Genomic DNA, 21,606 nt, shown 5'->3' with positions numbered 1-21,606 from the left:
CCCCGGGTACAGGGGTGTAGGGGAAATCAGCGATGCGTTCGAATCGTCTTATTGCCGGATCAGTACTGGTACTTGCCACGCTTGGCCTTTCCGGCTGCGGCGGCCAGCAGAGCGCAACGCGCGATCAGGTCCGCGCGGTTGGTTCGTCAACGGTCTATCCCTTTGCCAAGGCGGTCGCGGAATCGCTCGCAAGGTCTGACGCCACGATCAAGGCCCCGATTATCGAATCCACCGGCACCGGTGCCGGCATGAAGCTGTTCTGCGCCGGCATCGGCCCGCAGCACCCCGACATCGAGGACGCTTCGCGCCGGATGAAGAAGTCCGAATTCGATGAATGCGTTAAGAACGGTGTGAAGGAGATCGTCGAGATCCAGGTGGGTCTCGATGGCGTTGCCTTCGCCGAGGGCAGCAATGGCCCCGGCATCGCGCTGACGCCCGAGGACGTTTACAAGGCGCTGGCCAAGAGCCCGTTCGGCAAGCCCCAGACGGCCAAGACGTGGAAGGACGTGAACCCCGCGTTGCCGGACGAGCCGATCCTCGTCTACGGCCCGCCGTCCACCTCGGGCACGCGCGATGCGCTCAAGGAACTCATCCTCGTCCGTGGCTGCGAAAGCGATCCCGCGATGAAGGCGCTCAAGGACAGCGACAAGAAGCAGCATGATGCCGTGTGCGGCGAAGTGCGCGAAGACGGTGCCTATGTCGATGCGGGTGAGAATGACAACCTGATCGTGCAGAAGATCGAAGCCAACCCCAAGGCGATCGGCGTGTTCGGCTATTCGTATCTTGAGGAAAACAAGGACAAGCTCAAGGGCCTCACCATGGCCGGCGTCTCCCCGACCTACGAGACGATCAGCGACTTCAGCTATCCCGGTGCCCGGCCGCTCTACATCTATGTGAAGAAGGCCCACCTCAAGGCGATCCCGGGCCTGCAGGCCTACGTGAACGAGTGGGCCAAACTGTGGAGCAAGGGCGGCGTGCTGGCCAAGGCCGGCATGGTCGTCGCGCCTGACGATGTGCTCGCCGCCAGCTCGAAGGCAGCCAGCGAACTGCCCGTGCTCGACGGCACGCAGCTCAAGTAAGGACCGGCACAGGGCCATGTCGCCAGGCATTCTGTTCTTTCTGGCCTTCGGGCTGGGTCTTGTTGGCTGGCTGGCGGGACGCTCGCGGGCCTGGGCCTTCCGCAAGACGGCACCGGGCGGGCGGATCCACTCGCTGCCCGATTTCCACGCCTGGTACGTCGGTCTGTGGATCGCCGTGCCGACCCTGTTGTTCGCGCTGCTGTGGGATGCGATCAGCCCGGGCCTCGTGCTCCAGTCGGTGCTGTCGGATCCGGCGGCTGCGGCACTCCCCGCTTTCGGGTTCGAGCGCGAGGCGATGATGGGCGAGGCCCGTGCGGTGGCCACCGGTGCAGCCCGCGCGGTGTTCAACAGCGAGGCGGAAGGCCTTGTCGAACCCTACCGAGCCGCGCTTGCGCGCTATAACACCATTGGCCTCGTCGTCACGCTGGTGATTGCCTTTGCCGGCGGTGCCTTCTCGTTCCTGCGCCTGCGCCCTGATTTCACCGCACGTACAAGGGTTGAGCGGGCGGTCATGGGCATGCTGTTCATAGCCTCGCTGGTCGCGATCCTGACCACGATCGGCATCGTTGCCAGCCTTGTGTTCGAAACCGTGCGCTTTTTCGGAATGGTGTCGCCGGTCGATTTCCTGTTCGGCACACACTGGGCCCCGGACCCGATGAGCACCGGCACGCCCGACGGCAGCGCGTTCGGCGCAATCCCGCTGTTCTGGGGCACGATCTATATCGGCGCGATCATCGCGATGGCCGTGGCGATCCCGCTGGGGCTGATGAGCGCGGTCTACCTCACGCAATACGCCGACAATTCCGTCCGCAAGATCATCAAGCCGCTGCTGGAGATCCTCGCTGGCGTGCCCACCGTGGTCTACGGCTACTTTGCCGCGCTCACCGTGGCGCCGGCGGTGCGCGATGCGGCGCAGGCCATCGGCATATCGAATGCCTCGACCGAGAGCGCCATGGCCGCAGGCCTCGTCATGGGCGTGATGATCATTCCTTTCGTGTCCTCCATGGCCGACGACAGCATTGCCGCTGTTCCCCAGGCCATGCGCGATGGCAGCCTGGCAATGGGCGCCACGCGCGCGGAAACGATCCGCAAGGTGCTGATCCCTGCCGCGCTGCCCGGCATCGTCGCCGGGATCATGCTTGCGATCAGCCGCGCCATCGGAGAGACGATGATCGTCGTCATGGCGGCCGGTGCAGCGGCCAACCTGACGGCCAACCCGTTCGAATCGATGACGACCGTTACCTTCCAGATCGTCGCGATGCTGACCGGCGAAGGCAGCTTCGACCACCCAGCCACGCTCTCCGCCTTCGCGCTGGGCATGGTGCTGTTCCTCGTGACGCTCACGCTCAATTTCATCGCCCTGCGCGTGGTCAAGCGTTACCGCGAAGCGTATGAGTAAACCGGCATGAACACGTTCCAGGATCCTGCCACGCTCGAAGCAGCGCGCGCATCACGCCAGGCCCGGATGCAGGCCGGACTCGCCAGCCGCTACCGTTCGGACGCGCTGTTCCGCTGGGCCGGCCTTGGCGCGGTCAGCTTCTCGGCGCTTGTCCTGCTGCTGCTGCTCGTCTCGATGGCCTCGAGCGGATGGGCCGGTTTCCATCGCAGCGAACTGCGCATGTCCGTACCGATTCGCGGGCGCCTCCAGATCGATCCCGCGCGCCTTGCGCAGCCTGATCCGCTCGGCGGGCTGGAAGTGGCAGGCCTCCCTGCGCTGGTCAAATCCGCCGCATCGCAGGCTTTCGGGCCGGAAGCCGACGCGCTGATCTCCGATGCGGCCTGGCGTGAGGTGGGCGAGAAGTTGGTCACCGATCCGTCGCTGCTCACGCGCAACGTGATCGAGGTCTCTGTCCCCGCCAGCGACGATCTGGCGAATGCCCAGCGCGGTGGCGGCGATGCCGCGCTGCGCCAGCAAGCTGCCAATCTGGCGCGCGAGGGCAAGCTGGTGCGCGCCTTCGACACGGGCTTCCTCGTCCGTTCCGATGCCACCAACCCGCAAAGCGTCGGCATCTGGGGGGCGCTCAAGGGCTCGATGATGACCATGCTGGTCACGCTGCTGCTGGCCTTCCCCGTCGGCGTGCTGTCCGCGCTCTATCTTGAGGAATACGCCACGCGCAATCGCTGGACCGACATCATCGAGATCTCGATCAACAACCTTGCGGCCGTCCCGTCGATCATTTTCGGCCTGCTTGGCCTGGCCGTTTTCCTCGCCGCATTCCCCAACTACCGCTCGGCACCACTGATCGGCGGCATGACCCTCGCGCTCATGACGATGCCCGTGATCGTCATCTCGGGCCGCAACGCGATCAAGGCCGTGCCGCCGTCGATCCGCGATGCCGCGTTGGCGATGGGAGCGAGCCCGGTGCAGGTCGTCTTTCACCACGTGCTGCCGCTTGCGCTGCCTGGCATTCTGACCGGAACGATCATCGGCATGGCCCGCGCGCTGGGCGAAACCGCGCCGCTGCTGATGATCGGCATGCGCGCCTTCGTTGCCAGCCCACCGAGCGATTTCACCTCGCCAGCCACAGTGCTGCCGGTGCAGATCTTCCTGTGGTCCGACGAAATCGACCGCGGCTTCGTCGAGCGCACCAGCGCCGCGATCGTCGTACTTCTGATCTTCCTGCTCGTGATGAACGGCATCGCGATCTATCTGCGCAACCGCTTCGAGAAACGGTGGTAAAATGAACGCTCCTGTCCCGGCTGCTGAAGCGGCAAACCAGTCTGCGGCTACGGTGTTTCCGGATCCCGTCGGCGCATCCAAGATCAGCGCGCGCGGCGTGTCTGTCTTTTATGGCCAGAAGCGCGCAATCGACGATGTCTCGATCGAAATACCGCAGAACTACGTCACCGCGTTCATCGGCCCGTCGGGCTGCGGGAAGTCGACCTTCCTGCGCAGCCTGAACCGCATGAACGACACCATTTCGGGCGCACGCGTGGACGGCGAGATCCTGCTCGACGGCGTAGACATCTATCGCTCGGGGATGGACGTGGTGCAATTGCGTGCCCGCGTCGGCATGGTGTTCCAGAAACCCAACCCGTTCCCCAAATCGATCTACGAAAATATCGCCTACGGCCCACGCATTCACGGGATCACCGCCAGCAAAGGCGAGCTTGACGGGATCGTCGAGCAATCGCTCCAGCGCGCCGGCCTGTGGGACGAAGTGAAGGATCGGCTCAGCGACAGCGGCACCGCGCTTTCGGGCGGCCAGCAGCAGCGCCTTTGCATTGCGCGCGCCATTGCGGTTGATCCCGAAGTGATTCTGATGGACGAGCCCTGTTCGGCGCTCGATCCGATCGCGACAGCCCGCGTCGAGGAACTGATCGACGAACTGCGCGGCCGCTACGCGATTGTGATCGTGACCCATTCCATGCAGCAGGCGGCCCGCGTTTCGCAGCGAACGGCGTTCTTCCACCTCGGAAAGATAGTGGAGTATGGCACTACTTCCGATATATTCACGAACCCGAAGGAAGAGAAGACCAAGGACTATATCACCGGCCGTTACGGATAGAGGCTGAGGAGCGATGATGACCGAGCACACCGTCAAGGCGTTCGACGAGGACATCACCCGCCTGCGTGGTCTGGTGGCGGAAATGGGCGGCCTTGCGGAACTCTCCGTCGCGGAGGCGATGGATGCTCTGGTCAGCGGCAACCAGGACCTCGCCATGGGCGTGATCGCGCGCGACAAGCGGATCGACCATCTCGAAGGCGAAGTCGACCGGCTTGCGATCCGCGTCCTTGCCTTGCGCGCGCCCATGGCGGATGACCTGCGCGAAGTCATCGCCGCGCTCAAGATCGCCGGCGTGATCGAACGCATCGGCGACTATGCCAAGAACATCGCCAAGCGGGTCGGCCATATCGAGGGCCGAAAGCGATTCGAGCCGCTCACCCTGCTCCCGGTGATGAACGAACTGGCGGGTGACATGGTGCATGATGTGCTCACCGCCTATGCCGCACGAGATCCTGTTGCTGCGGCCGAGATTGTGAAGCGCGATGCCAAGGTCGACGCGTTCTATGACAGCGTGTTCCGCAACTTCGTATCCTACATGGTCGAGAACCCGGCGACGATCAGCTCGGTCGCGCAGCTCATGTTCGTGGCGCGCAATATCGAGCGGATCGGCGATCATGCCACCAACATCGCCGAAATGGTCTACTACGCCGCGACGGGTAACAATCTGCCCGAGCGCGACGACGTCGTACCCCCCGCCTGAACACGGCGGCAAGTCACGACGACGTAACAAATGTCGTGTCTGCGCAAAGATACCGTCAAGACTGTCGTAACCGGGGGTAATCGATGTCCGCGCCGAAGCTGCTGCTGGTAGAGGATGACACCGCGCTTGCCGAGCTGGTGGAATATCGGTTCCGCGGCGAAGGCTACGACGTTCGCACCACCGACGATGGCGACGAGGCCCTTCTCCTTGCCGCAGAGGACACACCCGATCTCGTCCTGCTCGACTGGATGATCGGCGGCACCAGCGGCATCGAAGTGTGCCGCCGCCTGCGCCGCAGCAAGGCGACCGCGCATGTCCCCATCATCATCCTCACCGCCCGCAGCGACGAGGACGACCGCGTGCGCGGCCTCGAAACCGGCGCTGATGACTATGTCACCAAGCCCTTCTCCCCGCGCGAGCTGATTGCCAGGGTCGGTGCGGTGCTACGTCGCGTGCGCCCCGCCCTTGCCGGCGAGACGATCAGCGTTGGCGATCTCGCGCTCGATCCCACCGCGCACCGCGTCACGCGCCGCGGCCAGGCAATCAAGATCGGCCCCACCGAATTCCGCCTTCTGCGCCACTTCATGGAGCATCCGGGCCGCGTGTTCTCGCGCGGGCAATTGCTCGATGCAGTCTGGGGCAGCGGCAGCGACATCGAACTGCGCACAGTCGACGTCCATATCCGCCGCCTGCGTCAGGCCATCGCGATCCCCGGTGCAGCGGATCCGGTGCGCACCGTGCGGTCGGCCGGATATGCGCTCGAAGGGGTTTAAACCCCCAGTAGCGGCGCGATATCGAGGTCCTCGATCGTGATCCAGTGGTTCACGTAGTTCGCGTAGTATAGGCCGAACAGCACCACTGAAAGGACCGTCGCGCGCACCATGATGCGGCGCGGGTTGAAATTCGCCGGCGCGCTCGGGGCCTGGCCGGGTACCTTCTCCACCCCCAGTTCATCTGCCGTGCGCACGCCGAAGGGCATGACGAGGAACGCCGCCAGCACCCAGAAGAGCGCATAGATGGCGATGATCGATGTCCACTTCATCTGCCTCAGTCCTCGCGCAGCAAAACTTGCACGACCGGCTTCTTGCCCGACCAGCGCTGCGCCGCGCGCCGCACTGTCAGCCGCACCGTTTCCGAAATGGCTGCCCGGTCACGCTGTTTGTCGCCCTTCAGCGCGGTTATCGCCTTTTTCACATCACCCTGCGCTTCGGTAATGAACTCTTCCATGTCTTCCTCGAGCGGCAGGCCGATGGCGGCAATATCCACCGCCGACTTCAGCTTGCCCAGCGGCGAGACGGCCAGCGTGGTCACCACGACGCCGCTTTCAGCCAGCTTGCGCCGCTGCGCCATCGCCCCGCCATCAGCCGGGGCGATGATGTCGCCATCGAGCACCAGTCGTCCGGCCCGCACCGCGGCGAGCTTCGCCGGCCCGTTCGGTGCCAGGCGCACGACATCACCGTTCTTCTGCACGATCGTGCGCGCAATCCCGCAGGCCTTCCCCAGCCGCGCCTGCTCGGCCATGTGCCGCATCTCGCCGTGCACCGGAACGAGGATTTCCGGGCGCAACCACTTGTAGACCGCCTCCAGCTCGGGCCGTCCGGGATGGCCCGAGACGTGAATCATGCCCTGGCGGTCGGTCAGGAGCTCGACCCCCTTTTCCGCGAGCTGGTTCTGCACCCGCCCGATCGCAAGCTCGTTGCCGGGGATCTGGCGGCTCGAGAAGAGCACGGCGTCGCCCTTTTCAAGCCGCACCGGATGCGTGTCCGATGCAATACGTGCCAGGGCCGCGCGCGGCTCGCCCTGCCCGCCAGTCGCCAGAACGAGGAGCTGCCCGCGCGGCACATCCATCGCGTCTTCCATGCGAACCGTTTCGGGAAAGTTCTGCAGATACCCGCTCGCCTGCGCCACGCTGATGATCCGGTCGAGCGACCGCCCCGCGACACAAAGTTGCCGACCGGTCGCTTGGGCAACTTCACCCAGGGTCTGCAGCCGCGCGACATTGGAGGCGAATGTCGTCACCACTACGCGCTTGCCCTTGAGGCCGCCGACCATCTCCATCAACCCGTCGCGCACTGCGCCTTCGGAGCCGGAGGGCTTGGGATTGAACACGTTGGTCGAATCGCACACGAGCGCAAGCACGCCCTCGTCGCCCAGCGCGGTGAGGTCGCCCTCGGTTGCCGGCACGCCGATCAGCGGCTCGTCATCTAGCTTCCAGTCACCGGTGTGGAACACGCGGCCGTACGGGGTCTCGATCACCAGCGCATTGCCCTCGGCAATCGAATGCGCCAGCGGCACATAGCGGATGTCGAACGGCCCGAGGCTGAGCGAGGCTTCGTTGGGCACGGTGTTCAGCGTCACCTGCTTCGAGATGCCTGCCTCCGCGAGCTTCTCTGCGACGAGCCGCGCGGTGAACGGCGTCGCATAGAGCGGCACGCCAAGATCGAGCGCGAAGTAGGGCACAGCGCCGATATGGTCCTCGTGAGCATGAGTCAGCACGATTCCGACGAGGTCGTCGAGCCGTTCCTCGATGAACGCGAGGTCCGCAAACACGAGATCGACACCCGGGTAGTGCGGGTCGGCAAAGGTCATGCCAAGATCGACCATCAGCCACTTGCCGTCACAGCCGTAAAGATTGACGTTCATGCCGATCTCGCCCGATCCTCCGAGCGCGAGAAACAGCAATTCCTTACCGGGTTTCACACTATTTCCAGTTCACTAGTGGCCAGCAGGCCAAGGGTTTGCCGCACGAGCGTTGATCAGCGCGCGGCCACGCGTTCCGCCAGAATGGCAATGCCGTCCAGCGTCAGGTCCGTATCGACATGGTCGAAGATCGACGTGTGCTCGTCGAACAGCACGGCCAGACCACCGGTGGCCACCACCTTGACCGGTCGTCCGATCTCCTCCCGCAGACGTGATATCAGGCCTTCCATCATCGCGACATAGCCCCAAAACACCCCGATCTGCATCTGATCTTCGGTGTTACGGCCGATGACGCTGCGGTTGTTGCCCTGTGGCGGCGCGATGGCGATGCGTGGCAGCTTGGCAGCCGCCGTCACCAGCGCATCGAGCGAGAGGTTGATGCCCGGCGCGATGATTCCGCCCTTGTAGGCGCCGCTGGCATCCACCACGTCGAATGTCGTCGCCGTGCCGAAATCGACCACGATCAGGTCGCCCTCGTACTTCGCATGCGCCGCGACCGTGTTCACCGCGCGGTCCGCCCCCAGTGAACGCGGCTGCTCCACATCGGCGACGAAGCCCCAATCCACCGGCGGCTGCCCGGCCACCAGGGGATCGATGCCGAAATACTTCTGCCCCAGCACCTGCAAGTTGTGGAGCGCGCGCGGCACCACGGTGGAAATCAGGATCTGGCGAACCCGCTCCGGATCGAAGCCCTGCAGTTTCATCAACTGCAACAGCCACACCGCATATTCATCCGCCGTACGCCGTGGATCAGTGGCAACCCGCCAGCGCGAACGGATCTCCCGCCCATCGAACAGTGCGAAGACGACGTTGGTATTGCCAACGTCAACCGCCAGAAGCATCGCTCTCTCCTACTCCCGCCGCCGCTGTGCCTTGGCCGATCAGCTCGACGTCTCCGGCGTGGATGGCACGGACGGCACCATCCGCCAAGCGCAGAAGGACGGCGCCATCAGGCTCCAGCCCGGCAAATCCGCCAATCACGTGGCCCTCCTCGGCAAGGTTCACACCAAGCAGCGTGCCTTTCGGCAACGCCCGCGAAAGCCACTCGCCGCGCAGCATCGGCCAGGCCCCGGCGTGCCATGCGGTGAGATCCTCGGCCCAGGCCGTCGCCAGGGCAGCCGCAAAGTCGTCGCGGACGACGGCATGGCCCAAGGCGTTCAGCGACACGGTCTTGCGGCCCGGCACTTGGGGCGCCTCGGCGAGGTTGACGCCGATCCCCACAATCACGGCATCCCGCTGGCGCTCCAGCAGGATGCCGCCGAGCTTGGCTTCCTCCACCAGCAGATCGTTAGGCCATTTGAGCGCAAGTCCCGCGATATCGGGCACAACCGTCATCAGCGCACGGTGGACGCTCACGCCCGCCACCAGCGCCAGCGTCTGCGGCAGTGCCTCGCCTTCGCGAAGCGCAACCGCCGTCGATCCCATGAAATTGCCGAGGCCACCGGTCCAGATGCGTCCGGCCCGCCCGCGCCCGGCGGTCTGCCGGTCTGCTACCAGCCAGTGCCCTTCGGCTGGCGCCTCGCCTTCGGCAAGGCGCGCCAGCAGCGCCGAATTGGTCGAGGCGATCTCCGCAACGACCCTGATCAGCGGGTCCGCCACTGGCCGTTCAGCGCATCACGCGATGTGGAACAGCGCAGCGGCAGCCCGGCCCGCCAGCTCGCCCAGCGGCTTGTTGATGAGCCAGCCGAGCGGCGAGATGGCGACGACCGAGACGAACAGCAGCACCCGCTGCGCGAGGTCGCTCTGGCCGGTCACCACATCCGCCGCCTCATCAAAGAACATCACCTTGACGACCTTGATGTAGTAGAACGCACCAATCACCGAGGCCGCGATGCCGATGGCAGCGAGCGTCAGCAGGCCAGCCTGCACGGCGGCCTGAAACACCATGAACTTGCCCCAGAACCCGAACAGCGGCGGGATGCCGGCGAGGCTGAACATGACGGCCCCGATGGCCCAAGCCAGCGCCGGACGGGTCTTCGAAAGCCCCGCCATCGCCGCGATCGATTCCACCGGCGCCCCGTCTGCATCGCGCAGCATCAGCACCGCGACAAAGCCGGCGACCGACATCGCGACATAGATCGCAAGGTAGACCAGCATCGCCGCCGCGCCTGCCTGGTTGGCACAGGCAAGGCCGATCAGCATGAAGCCGACGTTGTTGATCGAGGAATAGGCGAGCAGGCGCTTGATATTGTCCTGCCCGATCGCGCCCAACGCACCGATCACGATCGAGAGCAGCGCGACGAAGATCACGATCTGCTGCCACGCTCCAGGCTGCGAGCCGAAGGCAAACAGGCTGACGCGCATGAGGAGCGCCAGCGCCGCAACCTTGGGCGCGGTTGCAAAGAAAGTCGACACCGGGGTCGGCGCGCCTTCATAGACATCGGGTGTCCACATGTGGAACGGCGCGGCGCTGACCTTGAAGGCAAGCCCGGCCAGCACGAACACGATCCCGAACGTCGCGCCCATGAAAAGCGGCCCGGCGAGCGCGCCGTGGATCCCGGCAAAGCTCGTGGATCCGGTGAAGCCGTAGATCAGGCTGATGCCATAGAGCAGGATGCCCGAAGCGAGTGAGCCCAGCACGAAGTACTTGAGACCCGCTTCCGCCGACCGTTCGTCACTGCGCAGGAACGAGGCCATGACGTAGGCAGCAAGACTGTTGAGCTCCAGCCCGATGTAGAGCGCCAACGTGTCGGTCGCGGAGACCATCATGCCCATGCCCATTGCCGCGAGCAGAACAAGCAGCGGGAACTCGGCGCGCATCGCGTTCTCGCGCTCGAAGAAGGCGGGCGCAATAATCAGCGTGACAGCAGCGCTGGCATAGATCAGCAACTTGCCGAAGGCGGCAAAGGCATCGCCGCTGAACTGTCCGTTCCAGGCAGAGACGCCCGGGCCCATTGCGGCGTGGCACAGCGCGGGCACGGTCAACACGGCGCAGACAGTGAGGACGGCCACCGCCGCGATCGAAATCGCGCGGCTCGCCTTGTCACCACCCCAGCCGGCGGCGAGGAGCAGGATGAGGCCCGAGATGCTGAGGACTTCCTCGGTCCCGGTGATCGCCAGAGAGCGCAGCAGTTCCATCAGCGTGCCTCCCCGTGCGCGGCTTCGGGCCCGTGGACTTGCGCCCCGTGTTCCATTGCATCCCCATGTTCATGTGTCGCCGCAGCCGGCGAAATGGCAGCGATCTGCACATCGGCATCGCCCTTGGGCCGTGCCTGCGCCAGCCGCGCTTCAAGGCCTGCGATATCCTTGCGCATCGGCGCGAGGAAGGTTTCGGGATAGACGCCCATCCATAGCACCGCCACCGCGAGCGGGATCATCATCGCCCATTCGCGGGCGTCGAGATCGGGCATGGCCGCCGCATCCGCGTTCTTCTGCACGCCGAACACGACGCGGCGATAGAGGTAGAGCATGTAGGCCGCGCCGAGGATGATGCCCGTGGTGCACACCAGCGCCACCCAGCTAGACTGCGCGTAGATGCCCATGAGCGAGAGGAACTCACCCACAAAGCCGCTCGTGCCCGGCAGGCCGACCGAAGCCATCGTGAACAGCATGAAGAACAGCGCGTAGGCCGGCATGTTGATGGCAAGGCCGCCATAGCGGTCGATCTCGCGCGTGTGCAGGCGGTCGTAGATCACGCCGACGGCAAGGAACAGCGCGCCCGAGACGATCCCGTGGCTCAGCATCACGATCATCGAGCCTTCAAGGCCCTGCCGGTTGAACGCAAACAGCCCCACCGTCACGATCGCCATATGCGCGACCGAGGAGTAGGCGATCAGCTTCTTCATGTCGTGCTGCACCAGCGCGATCAGCGAGGTGATGACGACCGCCGCCATCGACAGGCCGTAGATCAGCGGCGCGAACTGCGCGCTGGCCTCGGGAAACATCGGCAGCGAGAAGCGGATGAAGCCGTAACCACCCATCTTGAGCAGCACGCCCGCGAGGATCACCGACCCTGCCGTTGGCGCCTGCACGTGCGCGTCAGGCAGCCAGGTGTGCGTCGGCCACATCGGCATCTTCACCGCAAAGCTCGCGAAGAAGGCCAGCCAAAGCCAGGTCTGCGCCTTCACCGGGAAGCTGTAGGCCATCAGGGTCGGGATATCGCTCGTGCCCGCCTCGTTCACCATCCACATCATCGCGATCAGCATCAACACCGATCCGAGCAGCGTGTAGAGGAAGAACTTGTAGCTGGCGTAGATGCGATCCGCACCGCCCCAGATGCCGATGATCAGGTACATCGGGATCAGGCCGGCCTCGAACATGATGTAGAACAGGAACAGGTCCTGCGCGGTGAAGACGCCGATCATCAGCGTCTCCATGATGAGGAAGTTGGCGTAATACTCGCCTGCGCGCTTCTCGATCGCGTTCCAGCTCGCGCCGATGCAGATCGGCATCAGGAACACGGTGAGCGCGATGAGCAGCAGGGCAATGCCGTCGATGCCGAGTTTCCACTCGAAGCCGGCGAAGATCGCGGCATGCTCCTGGAACTGCCACTGCGGCCCGCCGATCTGGTAGTGTGACCAGAGGAAAGCGCCGAGCACGAGATCGACCAGCGTAGCGGCCAGCGCGATCACCCGCGCCTGCTCGCGCCCGGCCATGAGGCAGGCCACCGCGCCGACCAGCGGCACCAGCAGCATGAGGGAGAGAATGGGAACCCCGTTCATTTCGCAATCACCCAGCTGACCGCGCCGACAAGGCCGACGAGCATGACCAGCGCATAGCTGTTGAGATAACCGGACTGCAGCCGCACCGCGATCCGGCTGCTGCGGGCGACCAGCGCCGCCGCGCCATTGGGCCCGAAGCGATCGATGATACCGATATCACCCTGTTTCCAGAACACGCGGCCGAGCGCCATCGCAGGCTTCACGAAGAGCGCATTGTAGAGCTCGTCGAAGTACCACTTGTTCAGCACGAACCGGTAGAGCGGCCCGATGGCACCCGAGAACACCGCCGGCAGGCCCGGGTTCGCGATATAGGCGATATAGGCGACCGCCAGACCGGTGATCATCACGCCGAACGGCGCCCACTTCACCCACTCCGGCACGCCGTGCATGGCGTGGATCAGGTGCTCGCTGAAGGCCACGCTGCTCTTCCAGAACTCGCCGCCGCCTTCGCTGATGAAGGCGTGGTGGAACACATAGCCCGCAAGCACCGCGCCAACCGACAGCAGCGCCAGCGGCAGCAGCATCGGAAGCGGACTCTCGTGCGGGTGATAGCCCGCCGTGCCGTCATGGCTGTGCCCATGCCCATGCCCATGGTCGTGGCCATGATCGTCATGCCCATGCGCGTGGTCATCATGCCCATGGGCATCATGCACCGCGTGCTGGATATGCTCGGACTGGTCCCAGCGCGGCTTGCCCCAGAAGGTCAAGAACATCAGGCGCCACGAATAGAAGCTCGTCATCAGCGCGGCCGTGATCCCGCACCAGAAGCCGAAGTGCCCCGCGCTCGTTCCGCTGGCATAAGCTGCTTCGAGGATCGAATCCTTCGAATAGAAGCCCGCAAAGCCGAACACGTCGACAATGCCGACACCGGTGATCGCCAGCGTCCCCATCATCATCGCCCAGAATGTGAGCGGGATGTGCTTCCGGAGGCCGCCGTAGAAACGCATGTCCTGCTCGTGGTGCATCGCATGGATGACCGAGCCTGCGCCGAGGAACAGCAGGGCCTTGAAGAAAGCGTGTGTGAAAAGGTGGAACATCGCCGCACCCGGCGCGCCCACGCCCGCCGCCACGAACATGTAGCCGAGCTGCGAGCAGGTCGAATAAGCGATCACCCGCTTGATGTCCCACTGCGTCGTGCCGATGGTCGCGGCAAAGAAGCAGGTCGCGGCGCCCACGTAGGTCACCACGGTCATCGCGGTTTCGCTGGTCTGGAACACCGGCGAGAGACGGCAGACCATGAACACGCCCGCGGTCACCATGGTCGCCGCGTGGATCAGCGCCGAAACCGGGGTCGGGCCTTCCATCGCGTCCGGAAGCCAGGTGTGCAGACCAAGCTGTGCCGACTTGCCCATCGCGCCGATGAACAGGAGGATGCACAGCACCGTCATCGTATCGAAGCGGTGGCCCAGAAACCCGATCGTGCTGCCCGCCATGCCCGGCGCTGCCGCCAGGATCGCCGGGATCGAGACCGTGCCGAACACCAGGAACGTGCCGAAGATGCCCAGCATGAAGCCAAGGTCACCCACGCGGTTGACCACGAAGGCCTTCATCGCGGCAGCGTTTGCGCTGGGCTTCCTGAACCAGAACCCGATCAGGAGGTACGAGGCAAGGCCCACCCCTTCCCAGCCGAAGAACATCTGAACGAGGTTGTCCGCCGTCACCAGCATCAGCATCGCGAAGGTGAACAGCGAGAGATAGGCGAAGAACCGCGGCTGATCCGGGTCCTCGTCCATGTAGCCCCATGAGTACAGGTGGACGAGCGCCGAGACGCTGGTGATAACCACCAGCATGATCGCGGTCAGCGTATCGACCCTGAGGGCCCACTGGAAGTCGAGATTGCCCGAGCGCACCCACTGCAGCACCGGCACGACCGAGGCTTCGGCGCTGCCCGAAAGGAACGAAAGGAAGATCGGCCACGACAGCGCGCAGGATGCGAACAGCGCCCCCGTTGTCACGAGCTTGGCCGGCACCTTGCCGATCAGCCGGGCGCCAAGCCCTGCGACCAACGCTGCCAGAAGCGGCAGAAATACGATCAACTGGATAGGATGCACGGTTCGTTTACCCCTTCATCCGGTTGACGTCATCGACCGCAATCGTGCCGCGGCCGCGGAAGTAGATGACAAGAATGGCAAGCCCGATGGCCGCCTCGCCCGCCGCCACCGTCAGCACGAACATCGCGAAGATCTGGCCGACGAGGTCATGCAGGAATGCGCTGAACGCGACGAAGTTGAGGTTCACCGACAGCAGGATCAGCTCGATCGCCATGAGGATGACGATGACGTTCTTGCGGTTGAGGAAGATCCCCAGCACGCCGAGCACGAACAGGATCGCGCTCACCGCGACGTAGTGTTCAATTCCAATCACAGCGTGACCCCCTGGCCTACGGCGGGCTTGACGTTGACCGTCGCCTCATCCGGCCGGCGTGCAACCTGCCGGCCCACATTCTGGCCGCGCGTGTCGCTGCGCTGGCGGTGCGTGAGCACGATGGCGCCGATCATGGCGACGAGCAGGATGATCCCCGCCGCCTCGAACAGGAACAGGTAGCGCGTGTAGAGCAGCGCGCCGATCGCGGCGGTGTTGGACAGGCTCTCGGGCGTCGCCGATGCGCCGTTCGCCACGCCAAGCTGCAGCGCGCCGGCGTGCCATACGCCAAGACCCATGCCGAGTTCGACCAGCAGCACCACTGCAATCAGCAGCCCGAGCGGCGCATTCTTGATGAAGCCTGCGCGCATCTCCGAGAAGTCGATGTCGAGCATCATCACGACGAACAGGAACAGCACCGCGACCGCGCCGACGTAGACGATCACCAGCAGCATCGCGATGAATTCCGCGCCCACCAGCACCATCAGCCCCGCCGCGTTGAAGAACGCGAGAATGAGCCAAAGCACCGAATGGACCGGATTGCGGGCGAAGATCACGGAAACCGCGCTGAACAGCATGATCGCCGTGAACAGATAGAAGGCAAAGGCCTGGATCATGTGGCGTGGCCCCTAACGGTACGGTGCATCGGCTTCAAGGTTCGCGGCCAGCGCCCGCTCCCACTTGTCCCCGTTCGCGAGCAGCTTGGTCTTGTCGTAGAGCAGTTCCTCGCGCGTTTCGGTCGCGTATTCGAAGTTCGGCCCCTCGACGATGGCATCGACCGGGCAGGCTTCCTGGCAGAAGCCACAGAAGATGCACTTGGTCATGTCGATATCATAGCGCGTGGTGCGGCGGCTGCCGTCCTCGCGCGGTTCCGCCTCGATGGTGATCGCCTGCGCCGGGCACACCGCCTCGCACAGCTTGCACGCGATGCAGCGCTCTTCGCCATTGGGATAGCGGCGCAGCGCATGCTCGCCGCGAAAGCGCGGAGAGAGCGGGTTCTTCTCGAACGGGTAGTTGATCGTCGCCTTGGGCTTGAAGAGGTACTTCAAGGTCAGCCAATGTGCCTTGACGAACTCCCACAACGTGAAGCTCTTGATGATCTGCGAGACGGTCATGCGAAATGTCCGGTGGCCATGAGGTATCCGCTGATCGCGAACACGAAGAACAGCGAGAGCGGCAGGAAGATCTTCCAGCCCAGCCGCATCAGCTGGTCATAGCGGTAGCGCGGCACCGTTGCCTTGACCCAGCTGAAGATGAAGAAGAAACCGCAGATCTTGATGATCAGCCACACCAGCCCCGGTACATAGTAAAGCACCGGAATGTCGAGCGGCGGCAGCCAGCCGCCCCAGAACAGCGTGGCATTGAGCGCGCACATCAAGAGCACGTTGGCATATTCGCCCAGCCAGTAGAGCGCGAAGGCCATCGAGGAATATTCGGTCTGATAGCCCGCCACGAGCTCGCTTTCCGCCTCGGTCAGATCGAACGGCGCGCGCGCGGTTTCGGCCATACCGGAGATCAGGAACATCACCCAGACCGGGAACAGCAGCGGGTTCGCGACGAAGCCGTTGATGATCCAGACGTGATCCTTCTGCGCCTTGACGATGTCGTTGAGGTTGAACGAACCCGCCCAGAGCACCACGCAGATGAGGATAAAGCCGATCGAGACTTCGTAAGAAATCATCTGAGCGGACGCGCGCATCGCGCTGAAAAACGGGTATTTCGAGTTCGACGACCAACCCGCGATCACCACCCCGTAAACGCCCAGCGACGAGATCGCGAGGACGTAGAGCAAGCCGACATTGATATCCGCCAAGACCGCGCCCGAATTGAACGGAATCACCGCCCAGGCCATCAGCGCCACGGTAAAAGTGATGATCGGCGCGATCAGGAACAGGCCTTTGTTCGCCGCCGAAGGGATGATGGTTTCCTGCAGGAAGACCTTGAGGCCGTCCGCAAACGACTGGAGGATGCCGAACGGCCCCACCACATTCGGTCCGCGCCGCAGCGCCATCGAGGCCCAGATCTTGCGGTCGGCATAGATCACCAGCGCCACGGCCAGCATGACCGGCAGCGCGATCAGCAGGATTTCGGCAATGGTCGAGACGGTCCACGCCGTCTCGAACGAGAGGCCGCGCGCTTCAAAGAACGGGATCATTCCGCGGCCTCCGCAAAGCTCTCACCATGCAGCAGTTCTGCCGAGCAGCGCTGCAGCGTCGGGCTCGAACGCGCGATGGCATTCGTCAGGTAGTGGTCCTTGATCGGGTAGCCAGCGATCAGCCCTTCCGCCTTGGCCCCCTTCGGAGCCGCCGGCAGCGCGCCATAATCGGCCAGCCCTTCCACGCCCAGCGCCGGCACTTCGGCGATCATCGCGGCGCGTAGCTGCTCGAAGCTGTCGAACCCGACCGAAACGCTTAAGGCATCGGCCATCGCGCGCAGGATCGTCCAGTCCTCGCGGGCATCGCCCGGTGCATAGACCGCACGTTCCGAATACTGCACGCGGCCTTCGGTGTTGACGTAAGTGCCGTCCTTCTCGGTGAAGGCCGCCGCCGGCAGGATCACGTCCGCCGCATGCGCCGCCTTGTCGCCATGATGGCCGATATGCACGATCATCGAGCCGGCAAACTTCGTGTAATCCACCTCGTCCGCACCCAGCGAAATCACCATCTTCGGCTTGGCGGCCACCAGATCAGCGAGCCCGCCCGGCTGCGCATAGCCCAGCATCAGCCCGCCCATGCGGCTCGCCGCCATGTGCAGCACGTTGAAGCCGTTCCAGCCATCACGAACGAGGTTGAAGCGCTCGGCAAAGGCCAGCCCGGCCTCCAGCGCGCCCTTGGCCAGCCCTGCCCCGCCGATCACGATCGCCGGCTTCTTCGCACCTTCGAACGCAGCGACAACTTCGGCCGGCACATCATTGAGAATGGCCGCATCTTCGCCAAGGAACGTTGCCGGATAAGTCGGCTCCCAAGTCGCGCCGATCGCGAAGACCTTTGCGCCCTTCTTGGCGGCCTTGCGCAGCCGCGTGTTCACCAGCGGCGCTTCGTCGCGCACGTGGCTGCCCACGATCAGCACCGCGTCGGCCTCTTCGATGCCGTTCAGCGTCGAGTTGAAGGCCACGGCCGCCATGTTGCTCGCGGTATAGGCAAGCCCCGTCTGCCGCCCTTCGAGCAGGCTGGAGCCAAGCGCACGGGCCAGCGCCTTGGCCGCAAACAGCGTCTCGCAATCGACCTGATCGCCCGCGATCACCGCGACCGACGAACCCGGATTGATCTTGGCGACAGCGTCAAACGCCTCGGCCCAGCTCGCCGCGACGAGCTTGCCATCCCGGCGCAGCCAGGGCTTGTCCAAGCGGCGGCGCGTCAGTCCGTCCACGACATAGCGCGCGCGGTCAGACAGCCATTCCTCGTTCACATCATCGTTCACGCGCGGAAGGATGCGCAGAACTTCGCGGCCCCGGCTGTCGATGCGGATGTTGGAGCCGACCGCGTCGGACACATCGATGCCCAGCGTCTTCTTGAGCTCCCACGGCCGCGCCTCGAACGCATAGGGCTTCGAGGTCAGCGCACCGACCGGGCACAGGTCGATCACGTTCGCGGAGAGTTCATGCTTCGCCGCGCCCTCAAGGTACGTCGAAATCTGCATCCCCTCGCCGCGATAGAGCGCGCCGATCTCGTCCACGCCCGCGATCTCTTCCGAGAAGCGGACGCACCGGGTGCAGTGGATGCACCGCGTCATCGTCGTCTTGATCAGCGGGCCCATGTACTTGTCGGTCACCGCGCGCTTGTTCTCGTCATAGCGCGAGGCGCCTCGGCCATAGGCGACCGACTGGTCCTGCAGATCGCATTCGCCGCCCTGATCGCAGATCGGGCAATCGAGCGGGTGGTTGATGAGGAGAAACTCCATCACCCCTTCGCGCGCCTTCTTGACCATCTCGCTGTCGGTGCGGATTTCCTGCCCCTCGGCAGCCGGGAGCGCGCACGATGCCTGCGGCTTGGGCGGCCCGGGCTTCACCTCCACCAGACACATGCGGCAATTGCCCGCAATGCTGAGCCGCTCGTGATAGCAGAAGCGGGGGATTTCCTTGCCGGCCAGCTCGCACGCCTGCAGGACCGTCGCGCCTGCCGGGACATCGAGCTCTACGCCGTCGACTTTGAGCTTGGGCATTATTCCGCCGCCTCTTTCATCGCGCTGTTTTCCGCAATCCGGCGCTCGATCTCCGGCCGGAAATGCCGGATCAGGCCCTGGATCGGCCAGGCCGCCGCATCGCCGAGCGCGCAGATCGTGTGGCCTTCGACCTGCTTGGTCACTTGCTGGAGCATGTCGATTTCCTCGACCGCCGCGTCGCCGGTGCGCAGGCGCTCCATCACGCGCCACATCCAGCCGGTGCCTTCGCGGCACGGGGTGCACTGGCCGCAGCTCTCGTGCTTGTAGAAGTAGGACAGGCGGCTGATCGCGCGGACGATATCGGTCGACTTGTCCATCACGATCACTGCCGCCGTGCCGAGACCGGAGCCGACCGCGCGCAGGCCGTCGAAGTCCATCGGCGCGTCCCAGATTTCCGCCGCCGGCACCAGCGGCACCGAGGAACCGCCGGGGATCACCGCGAGCAGATTGTCGCGCCCGCCGCGAATGCCGCCGCAGTGCTTCTCGATCAGCTCGCTGAACGGGATCGACATCGCTTCCTCGACCACGCAGGGCTTTTCGACATGCCCGCTGATCTGGAACAGCTTGGTGCCCTTGTTGTTGTCGCGCCCGAAGCTCGAAAACCACGCCGCGCCGCGCCGCAGGATCGTCGGCGCAACCGCGATGCTCTCGACATTGTTCACCGTCGTCGGGCAGCCATAGAGGCCCGCGCCAGCCGGGAACGGCGGCTTGAGGCGCGGCTGGCCCTTCTTGCCCTCGAGACTCTCGATCATCGCAGTCTCTTCGCCGCAGATGTAGGCGCCCGCGCCGCGGTGCACGAAGACATCGAAATCATAGCCCGAACCGCAGGCGTTCTTGCCCAGCAGCCCCGCCTCATAGGCTTCGGCCACGGCGGCAAACAGCGTCTCGGCCTCGCGGATATATTCGCCGCGAATGTAGATATAGGCCGCCCGCGCGCGCATCGCATAGCCCGCGACCAGCGCGCCTTCGATCAGCTTGTGCGGATCGTGGCGGATGATCTCGCGGTCCTTGCACGAACCCGGTTCGGATTCGTCGGCATTGATCACGAGGAAGCTCGGACGGCCGTCCTTGCTCTCCTTGGGCATGAACGACCACTTCATGCCGGTCGGGAAGCCCGCCCCACCGCGCCCGCGCAGGCCGGAATCCTTGATTTCCTGAATGATCGCGTCCTGCCCGCGCGCCAAAAGGGCCTTGGTATTGTCCCAATCCCCGCGCGCCTGCGCCGCTTTCAGGTTCCACGGCTGATAGCCGTAGAGGTTGGTGAAAATCCGGTCTTTGTCAGCGAGCATCGTTCGCTCCGTTGTTCTTCGGCGCATCGCCGCGCGTGCTCAGCGCAATGAACACCGCGCCGAGCGCGATGAAGGTCGAGCCGATCGAACCATCGCGGGCCAGATCGGCCATGCCGATCACAAAGAACGCGATGCCAACTGCCAAAATCCCTTTCGCGCGGGTCATCACCATTCCCCCCGGTAATCGTGATTGGCGGAAACCATCGCGGTCAGGCTCGTCGGCCCGCCCAGCGGCTCGACGGTGTGGCGACCCGGCGCCTGTGTGCCTGCCTTGGGCTGCTTGCCCGCCGCCAGCTCGTCGAGGATGCGCGTCATGTCCGCCGCGGTCAGATCCTCGTAGTTGTCGTCATTGATCTGGACCATCGGCGCGGAGGCGCAGTTGCCCATGCATTCCACTTCGGTCAGCGTGAACACGCCGTCCTCGGTGGTGTGGCCCTTGTGGAGACCCTTTGCCTTGCACGCGGCCATGATATCGTCAGATCCGCGCAACATGCACGGCGTCGTCCCGCAGACCTGCACGTGGAAGCGGCCAATCGGTGCGATGTTGTACATCGTGTAGAACGTCGCGACCTCGACCACGCGGATGATCGGCATGTCGAGCTGCTCCGCCACGTACTCCATCACCGGAATCGGCAGCCAGCCTTGTGTGTTCTCTTCCGCGCCGACCTGACGCTGCGCCAGATCGAGCAGCGGCATCACCGCCGAGCGCTGCCGCCCTGCCGGATAGCGCGCGATGATTTCCTTCGCCTTTTCAGCGTTTTCCGCCGTCCAGGCAAAGCTGCCCCAACGCGCCCTGAGCTCGGGGGTATCGGGTTCGATATGACGGTCAGCCATCAGCGAATGAACTCCACGCGGGCGCACTTGTCGCCCTCGAAACTGTAGATCGTGAGCACCTCGAACGGCTCCGCCGCCGCCGAACGCCGCACCAGTTCGTGCAGCACGACGTATTCGCCCAGCTCGTAAGCCTTGACGATCTCGGCGCGGTTCTCGGGGAACTCGGCGAACATCTTCTTGAGACCCTCGCGCGTGCCTTCCTTGCCTTCGCGCACAACCGTGCCGCGATAGCCCGCCTCGCAGGCATCGTCGGTCATGTAGGATACGTAAAGGTCCGCATCCTGCGCGTTATAGGCCTCGATCATGGCCGTG

General features: G+C 64.4%; 22 protein-coding genes. 6 read left to right on the top strand and 16 right to left on the bottom strand.

The genetic code is table 11. The annotated features are described in order from the left end of the window. Window positions 1–32 precede the first annotated feature (32 nt). From AQZ52_RS09390 to phoB, 6 genes are all read left to right on the top strand, one after another. The gene (locus AQZ52_RS09390) at window positions 33–1,079 is read left to right on the top strand and encodes a substrate-binding domain-containing protein (RefSeq protein WP_067908860.1); all 1,047 of its coding nucleotides are present in this window, start codon (window positions 33–35) and stop codon (window positions 1,077–1,079) included. 16 nt (window positions 1,080–1,095) lie between these two features. After that, window positions 1,096–2,478 carry a phosphate ABC transporter permease subunit PstC gene (gene pstC / locus AQZ52_RS09385; RefSeq protein WP_067908859.1) on the top strand — a complete coding sequence of 461 codons (1,383 nt, stop codon included), beginning with the start codon at window positions 1,096–1,098 and terminating at the stop codon, window positions 2,476–2,478. Window positions 2,479–2,484: 6 nt separating this feature from the next. Continuing rightward, a complete protein-coding gene (gene pstA / locus AQZ52_RS09380; RefSeq protein ID WP_067908857.1) occupies window positions 2,485–3,759 on the top strand; it encodes a phosphate ABC transporter permease PstA in 1,275 nt (424 codons plus the stop codon). Between the two features lies 1 nt (window position 3,760). Next, window positions 3,761–4,588, top strand: a complete 828-nt coding sequence (gene pstB, locus AQZ52_RS09375; protein WP_067908855.1) for a phosphate ABC transporter ATP-binding protein PstB — start codon at window positions 3,761–3,763, stop codon at window positions 4,586–4,588. A gap of 13 nt (window positions 4,589–4,601) precedes the next feature. After that, window positions 4,602–5,288 (top strand): phosphate signaling complex protein PhoU, encoded by a 687-nt coding sequence (phoU, locus tag AQZ52_RS09370; RefSeq protein ID WP_067908853.1) that lies wholly within the window; start codon window positions 4,602–4,604, stop codon window positions 5,286–5,288. Window positions 5,289–5,371: 83 nt separating this feature from the next. Next, complete coding sequence (gene phoB / locus AQZ52_RS09365) at window positions 5,372–6,061, top strand: phosphate regulon transcriptional regulator PhoB (RefSeq protein WP_067908852.1); 690 nt, start codon at window positions 5,372–5,374, stop codon at window positions 6,059–6,061. Here phoB and AQZ52_RS09360 read toward each other — a convergent pair. The 16 genes from AQZ52_RS09360 to AQZ52_RS09290 are packed head-to-tail and all read right to left on the bottom strand — an operon-like array spanning window position 6,058 to window position 21,599. Next, entirely contained in the window at window positions 6,058–6,330 is a 273-nt protein-coding gene (locus tag AQZ52_RS09360) for a DUF1467 family protein (protein WP_067908849.1), read from the bottom strand. The genes phoB and AQZ52_RS09360 overlap by 4 nt on opposite strands. Before the next feature lie 5 nt (window positions 6,331–6,335). After that, window positions 6,336–7,988: a ribonuclease J gene (locus tag AQZ52_RS09355; protein WP_067908847.1), complete on the bottom strand. Its 1,653-nt coding sequence runs from the start codon at window positions 7,986–7,988 to the stop codon at window positions 6,336–6,338. 56 nt (window positions 7,989–8,044) lie between these two features. After that, window positions 8,045–8,830: a type III pantothenate kinase gene (locus tag AQZ52_RS09350; RefSeq protein ID WP_067908845.1), complete on the bottom strand. Its 786-nt coding sequence runs from the start codon at window positions 8,828–8,830 to the stop codon at window positions 8,045–8,047. Then, window positions 8,814–9,587 (bottom strand): biotin--[acetyl-CoA-carboxylase] ligase, encoded by a 774-nt coding sequence (locus AQZ52_RS09345; RefSeq protein WP_240481502.1) that lies wholly within the window; start codon window positions 9,585–9,587, stop codon window positions 8,814–8,816. Before AQZ52_RS09345 ends, AQZ52_RS09350 begins: the two co-directional genes overlap by 17 nt. A gap of 15 nt (window positions 9,588–9,602) precedes the next feature. Beyond that, the gene (nuoN, locus tag AQZ52_RS09340) at window positions 9,603–11,066 is read right to left on the bottom strand and encodes an NADH-quinone oxidoreductase subunit NuoN (protein ID WP_067908842.1); all 1,464 of its coding nucleotides are present in this window, start codon (window positions 11,064–11,066) and stop codon (window positions 9,603–9,605) included. Continuing rightward, window positions 11,066–12,649: an NADH-quinone oxidoreductase subunit M gene (locus tag AQZ52_RS09335; RefSeq protein WP_067908839.1), complete on the bottom strand. Its 1,584-nt coding sequence runs from the start codon at window positions 12,647–12,649 to the stop codon at window positions 11,066–11,068. Before AQZ52_RS09335 ends, nuoN begins: the two co-directional genes overlap by 1 nt. Then, the gene (nuoL, locus tag AQZ52_RS09330; protein WP_067908837.1) at window positions 12,646–14,700 is read right to left on the bottom strand and encodes an NADH-quinone oxidoreductase subunit L; all 2,055 of its coding nucleotides are present in this window, start codon (window positions 14,698–14,700) and stop codon (window positions 12,646–12,648) included. The genes AQZ52_RS09335 and nuoL overlap by 4 nt, the downstream gene beginning before the upstream one ends. Window positions 14,701–14,707: 7 nt before the next feature. After that, window positions 14,708–15,013, bottom strand: coding sequence for an NADH-quinone oxidoreductase subunit NuoK (gene nuoK, locus AQZ52_RS09325; RefSeq protein WP_067908834.1), 306 nt, complete (start codon window positions 15,011–15,013; stop codon window positions 14,708–14,710). After that, window positions 15,010–15,627: an NADH-quinone oxidoreductase subunit J gene (locus AQZ52_RS09320; protein ID WP_067908831.1), complete on the bottom strand. Its 618-nt coding sequence runs from the start codon at window positions 15,625–15,627 to the stop codon at window positions 15,010–15,012. The genes nuoK and AQZ52_RS09320 overlap by 4 nt, the downstream gene beginning before the upstream one ends. A 12-nt stretch (window positions 15,628–15,639) precedes the next feature. Further along, complete coding sequence (gene nuoI, locus AQZ52_RS09315) at window positions 15,640–16,125, bottom strand: NADH-quinone oxidoreductase subunit NuoI (RefSeq protein ID WP_067908828.1); 486 nt, start codon at window positions 16,123–16,125, stop codon at window positions 15,640–15,642. Beyond that, window positions 16,122–17,165 carry an NADH-quinone oxidoreductase subunit NuoH gene (gene nuoH / locus AQZ52_RS09310; protein WP_067908825.1) on the bottom strand — a complete coding sequence of 348 codons (1,044 nt, stop codon included), beginning with the start codon at window positions 17,163–17,165 and terminating at the stop codon, window positions 16,122–16,124. The genes nuoI and nuoH overlap by 4 nt, the downstream gene beginning before the upstream one ends. Beyond that, the gene (gene nuoG / locus AQZ52_RS09305) at window positions 17,162–19,171 is read right to left on the bottom strand and encodes an NADH-quinone oxidoreductase subunit NuoG (protein ID WP_067908822.1); all 2,010 of its coding nucleotides are present in this window, start codon (window positions 19,169–19,171) and stop codon (window positions 17,162–17,164) included. Before nuoG ends, nuoH begins: the two co-directional genes overlap by 4 nt. Beyond that, on the bottom strand, window positions 19,171–20,460 hold the full coding sequence (gene nuoF, locus AQZ52_RS09300) for an NADH-quinone oxidoreductase subunit NuoF (RefSeq protein ID WP_067908819.1): 1,290 nt from the start codon (window positions 20,458–20,460) through the stop codon (window positions 19,171–19,173). The genes nuoG and nuoF overlap by 1 nt, the downstream gene beginning before the upstream one ends. Continuing rightward, window positions 20,450–20,626, bottom strand: a complete 177-nt coding sequence (locus AQZ52_RS18485; RefSeq protein ID WP_156424835.1) for a hypothetical protein — start codon at window positions 20,624–20,626, stop codon at window positions 20,450–20,452. The genes nuoF and AQZ52_RS18485 overlap by 11 nt, the downstream gene beginning before the upstream one ends. Then, window positions 20,626–21,294, bottom strand: coding sequence for a complex I 24 kDa subunit family protein (locus tag AQZ52_RS09295; RefSeq protein WP_067908817.1), 669 nt, complete (start codon window positions 21,292–21,294; stop codon window positions 20,626–20,628). The genes AQZ52_RS18485 and AQZ52_RS09295 overlap by 1 nt, the downstream gene beginning before the upstream one ends. Then, window positions 21,294–21,599: a nuclear transport factor 2 family protein gene (locus AQZ52_RS09290; RefSeq protein WP_082697742.1), complete on the bottom strand. Its 306-nt coding sequence runs from the start codon at window positions 21,597–21,599 to the stop codon at window positions 21,294–21,296. Before AQZ52_RS09290 ends, AQZ52_RS09295 begins: the two co-directional genes overlap by 1 nt. Between the last annotated feature and the right edge of the window lie 7 nt (window positions 21,600–21,606).

The sequence above is a fragment of the Novosphingobium fuchskuhlense genome (assembly GCF_001519075.1).
GTDB lineage: Bacteria > Pseudomonadota > Alphaproteobacteria > Sphingomonadales > Sphingomonadaceae > Novosphingobium > Novosphingobium fuchskuhlense.
This window is presented reverse-complemented; position numbering and strand designations above follow the sequence as displayed.

Excerpts from the sequence above, each read along its gene's own strand:
- pstB (WP_067908855.1), top strand. The coding sequence starts at position 3,761 with ATGAACGCTCCTGTCCCGGCTGCTGAAGCGGCAAACCAGTCTGCGGCT.
- nuoN (WP_067908842.1), bottom strand. The coding sequence starts at position 11,066 with ATGGAACTGCTGCGCTCTCTGGCGATCACCGGGACCGAGGAAGTCCTC.
- AQZ52_RS18485 (WP_156424835.1), bottom strand. The coding sequence starts at position 20,626 with ATGACCCGCGCGAAAGGGATTTTGGCAGTTGGCATCGCGTTCTTTGTG.
- phoB (WP_067908852.1), top strand. The coding sequence starts at position 5,372 with ATGTCCGCGCCGAAGCTGCTGCTGGTAGAGGATGACACCGCGCTTGCC.
- AQZ52_RS09350 (WP_067908845.1), bottom strand. The coding sequence starts at position 8,830 with ATGCTTCTGGCGGTTGACGTTGGCAATACCAACGTCGTCTTCGCACTG.
- AQZ52_RS09335 (WP_067908839.1), bottom strand. The coding sequence starts at position 12,649 with ATGAACGGGGTTCCCATTCTCTCCCTCATGCTGCTGGTGCCGCTGGTC.
- AQZ52_RS09295 (WP_067908817.1), bottom strand. The coding sequence starts at position 21,294 with ATGGCTGACCGTCATATCGAACCCGATACCCCCGAGCTCAGGGCGCGT.
- AQZ52_RS09290 (WP_082697742.1), bottom strand. The coding sequence starts at position 21,599 with ATGATCGAGGCCTATAACGCGCAGGATGCGGACCTTTACGTATCCTAC.
- nuoG (WP_067908822.1), bottom strand. The coding sequence starts at position 19,171 with ATGCCCAAGCTCAAAGTCGACGGCGTAGAGCTCGATGTCCCGGCAGGC.
- pstA (WP_067908857.1), top strand. The coding sequence starts at position 2,485 with ATGAACACGTTCCAGGATCCTGCCACGCTCGAAGCAGCGCGCGCATCA.
- AQZ52_RS09360 (WP_067908849.1), bottom strand. The coding sequence starts at position 6,330 with ATGAAGTGGACATCGATCATCGCCATCTATGCGCTCTTCTGGGTGCTG.
- nuoF (WP_067908819.1), bottom strand. The coding sequence starts at position 20,460 with ATGCTCGCTGACAAAGACCGGATTTTCACCAACCTCTACGGCTATCAG.
- nuoH (WP_067908825.1), bottom strand. The coding sequence starts at position 17,165 with ATGATCCCGTTCTTTGAAGCGCGCGGCCTCTCGTTCGAGACGGCGTGG.
- pstC (WP_067908859.1), top strand. The coding sequence starts at position 1,096 with ATGTCGCCAGGCATTCTGTTCTTTCTGGCCTTCGGGCTGGGTCTTGTT.
- AQZ52_RS09320 (WP_067908831.1), bottom strand. The coding sequence starts at position 15,627 with ATGATCCAGGCCTTTGCCTTCTATCTGTTCACGGCGATCATGCTGTTC.
- phoU (WP_067908853.1), top strand. The coding sequence starts at position 4,602 with ATGATGACCGAGCACACCGTCAAGGCGTTCGACGAGGACATCACCCGC.
- AQZ52_RS09390 (WP_067908860.1), top strand. The coding sequence starts at position 33 with ATGCGTTCGAATCGTCTTATTGCCGGATCAGTACTGGTACTTGCCACG.
- nuoI (WP_067908828.1), bottom strand. The coding sequence starts at position 16,125 with ATGACCGTCTCGCAGATCATCAAGAGCTTCACGTTGTGGGAGTTCGTC.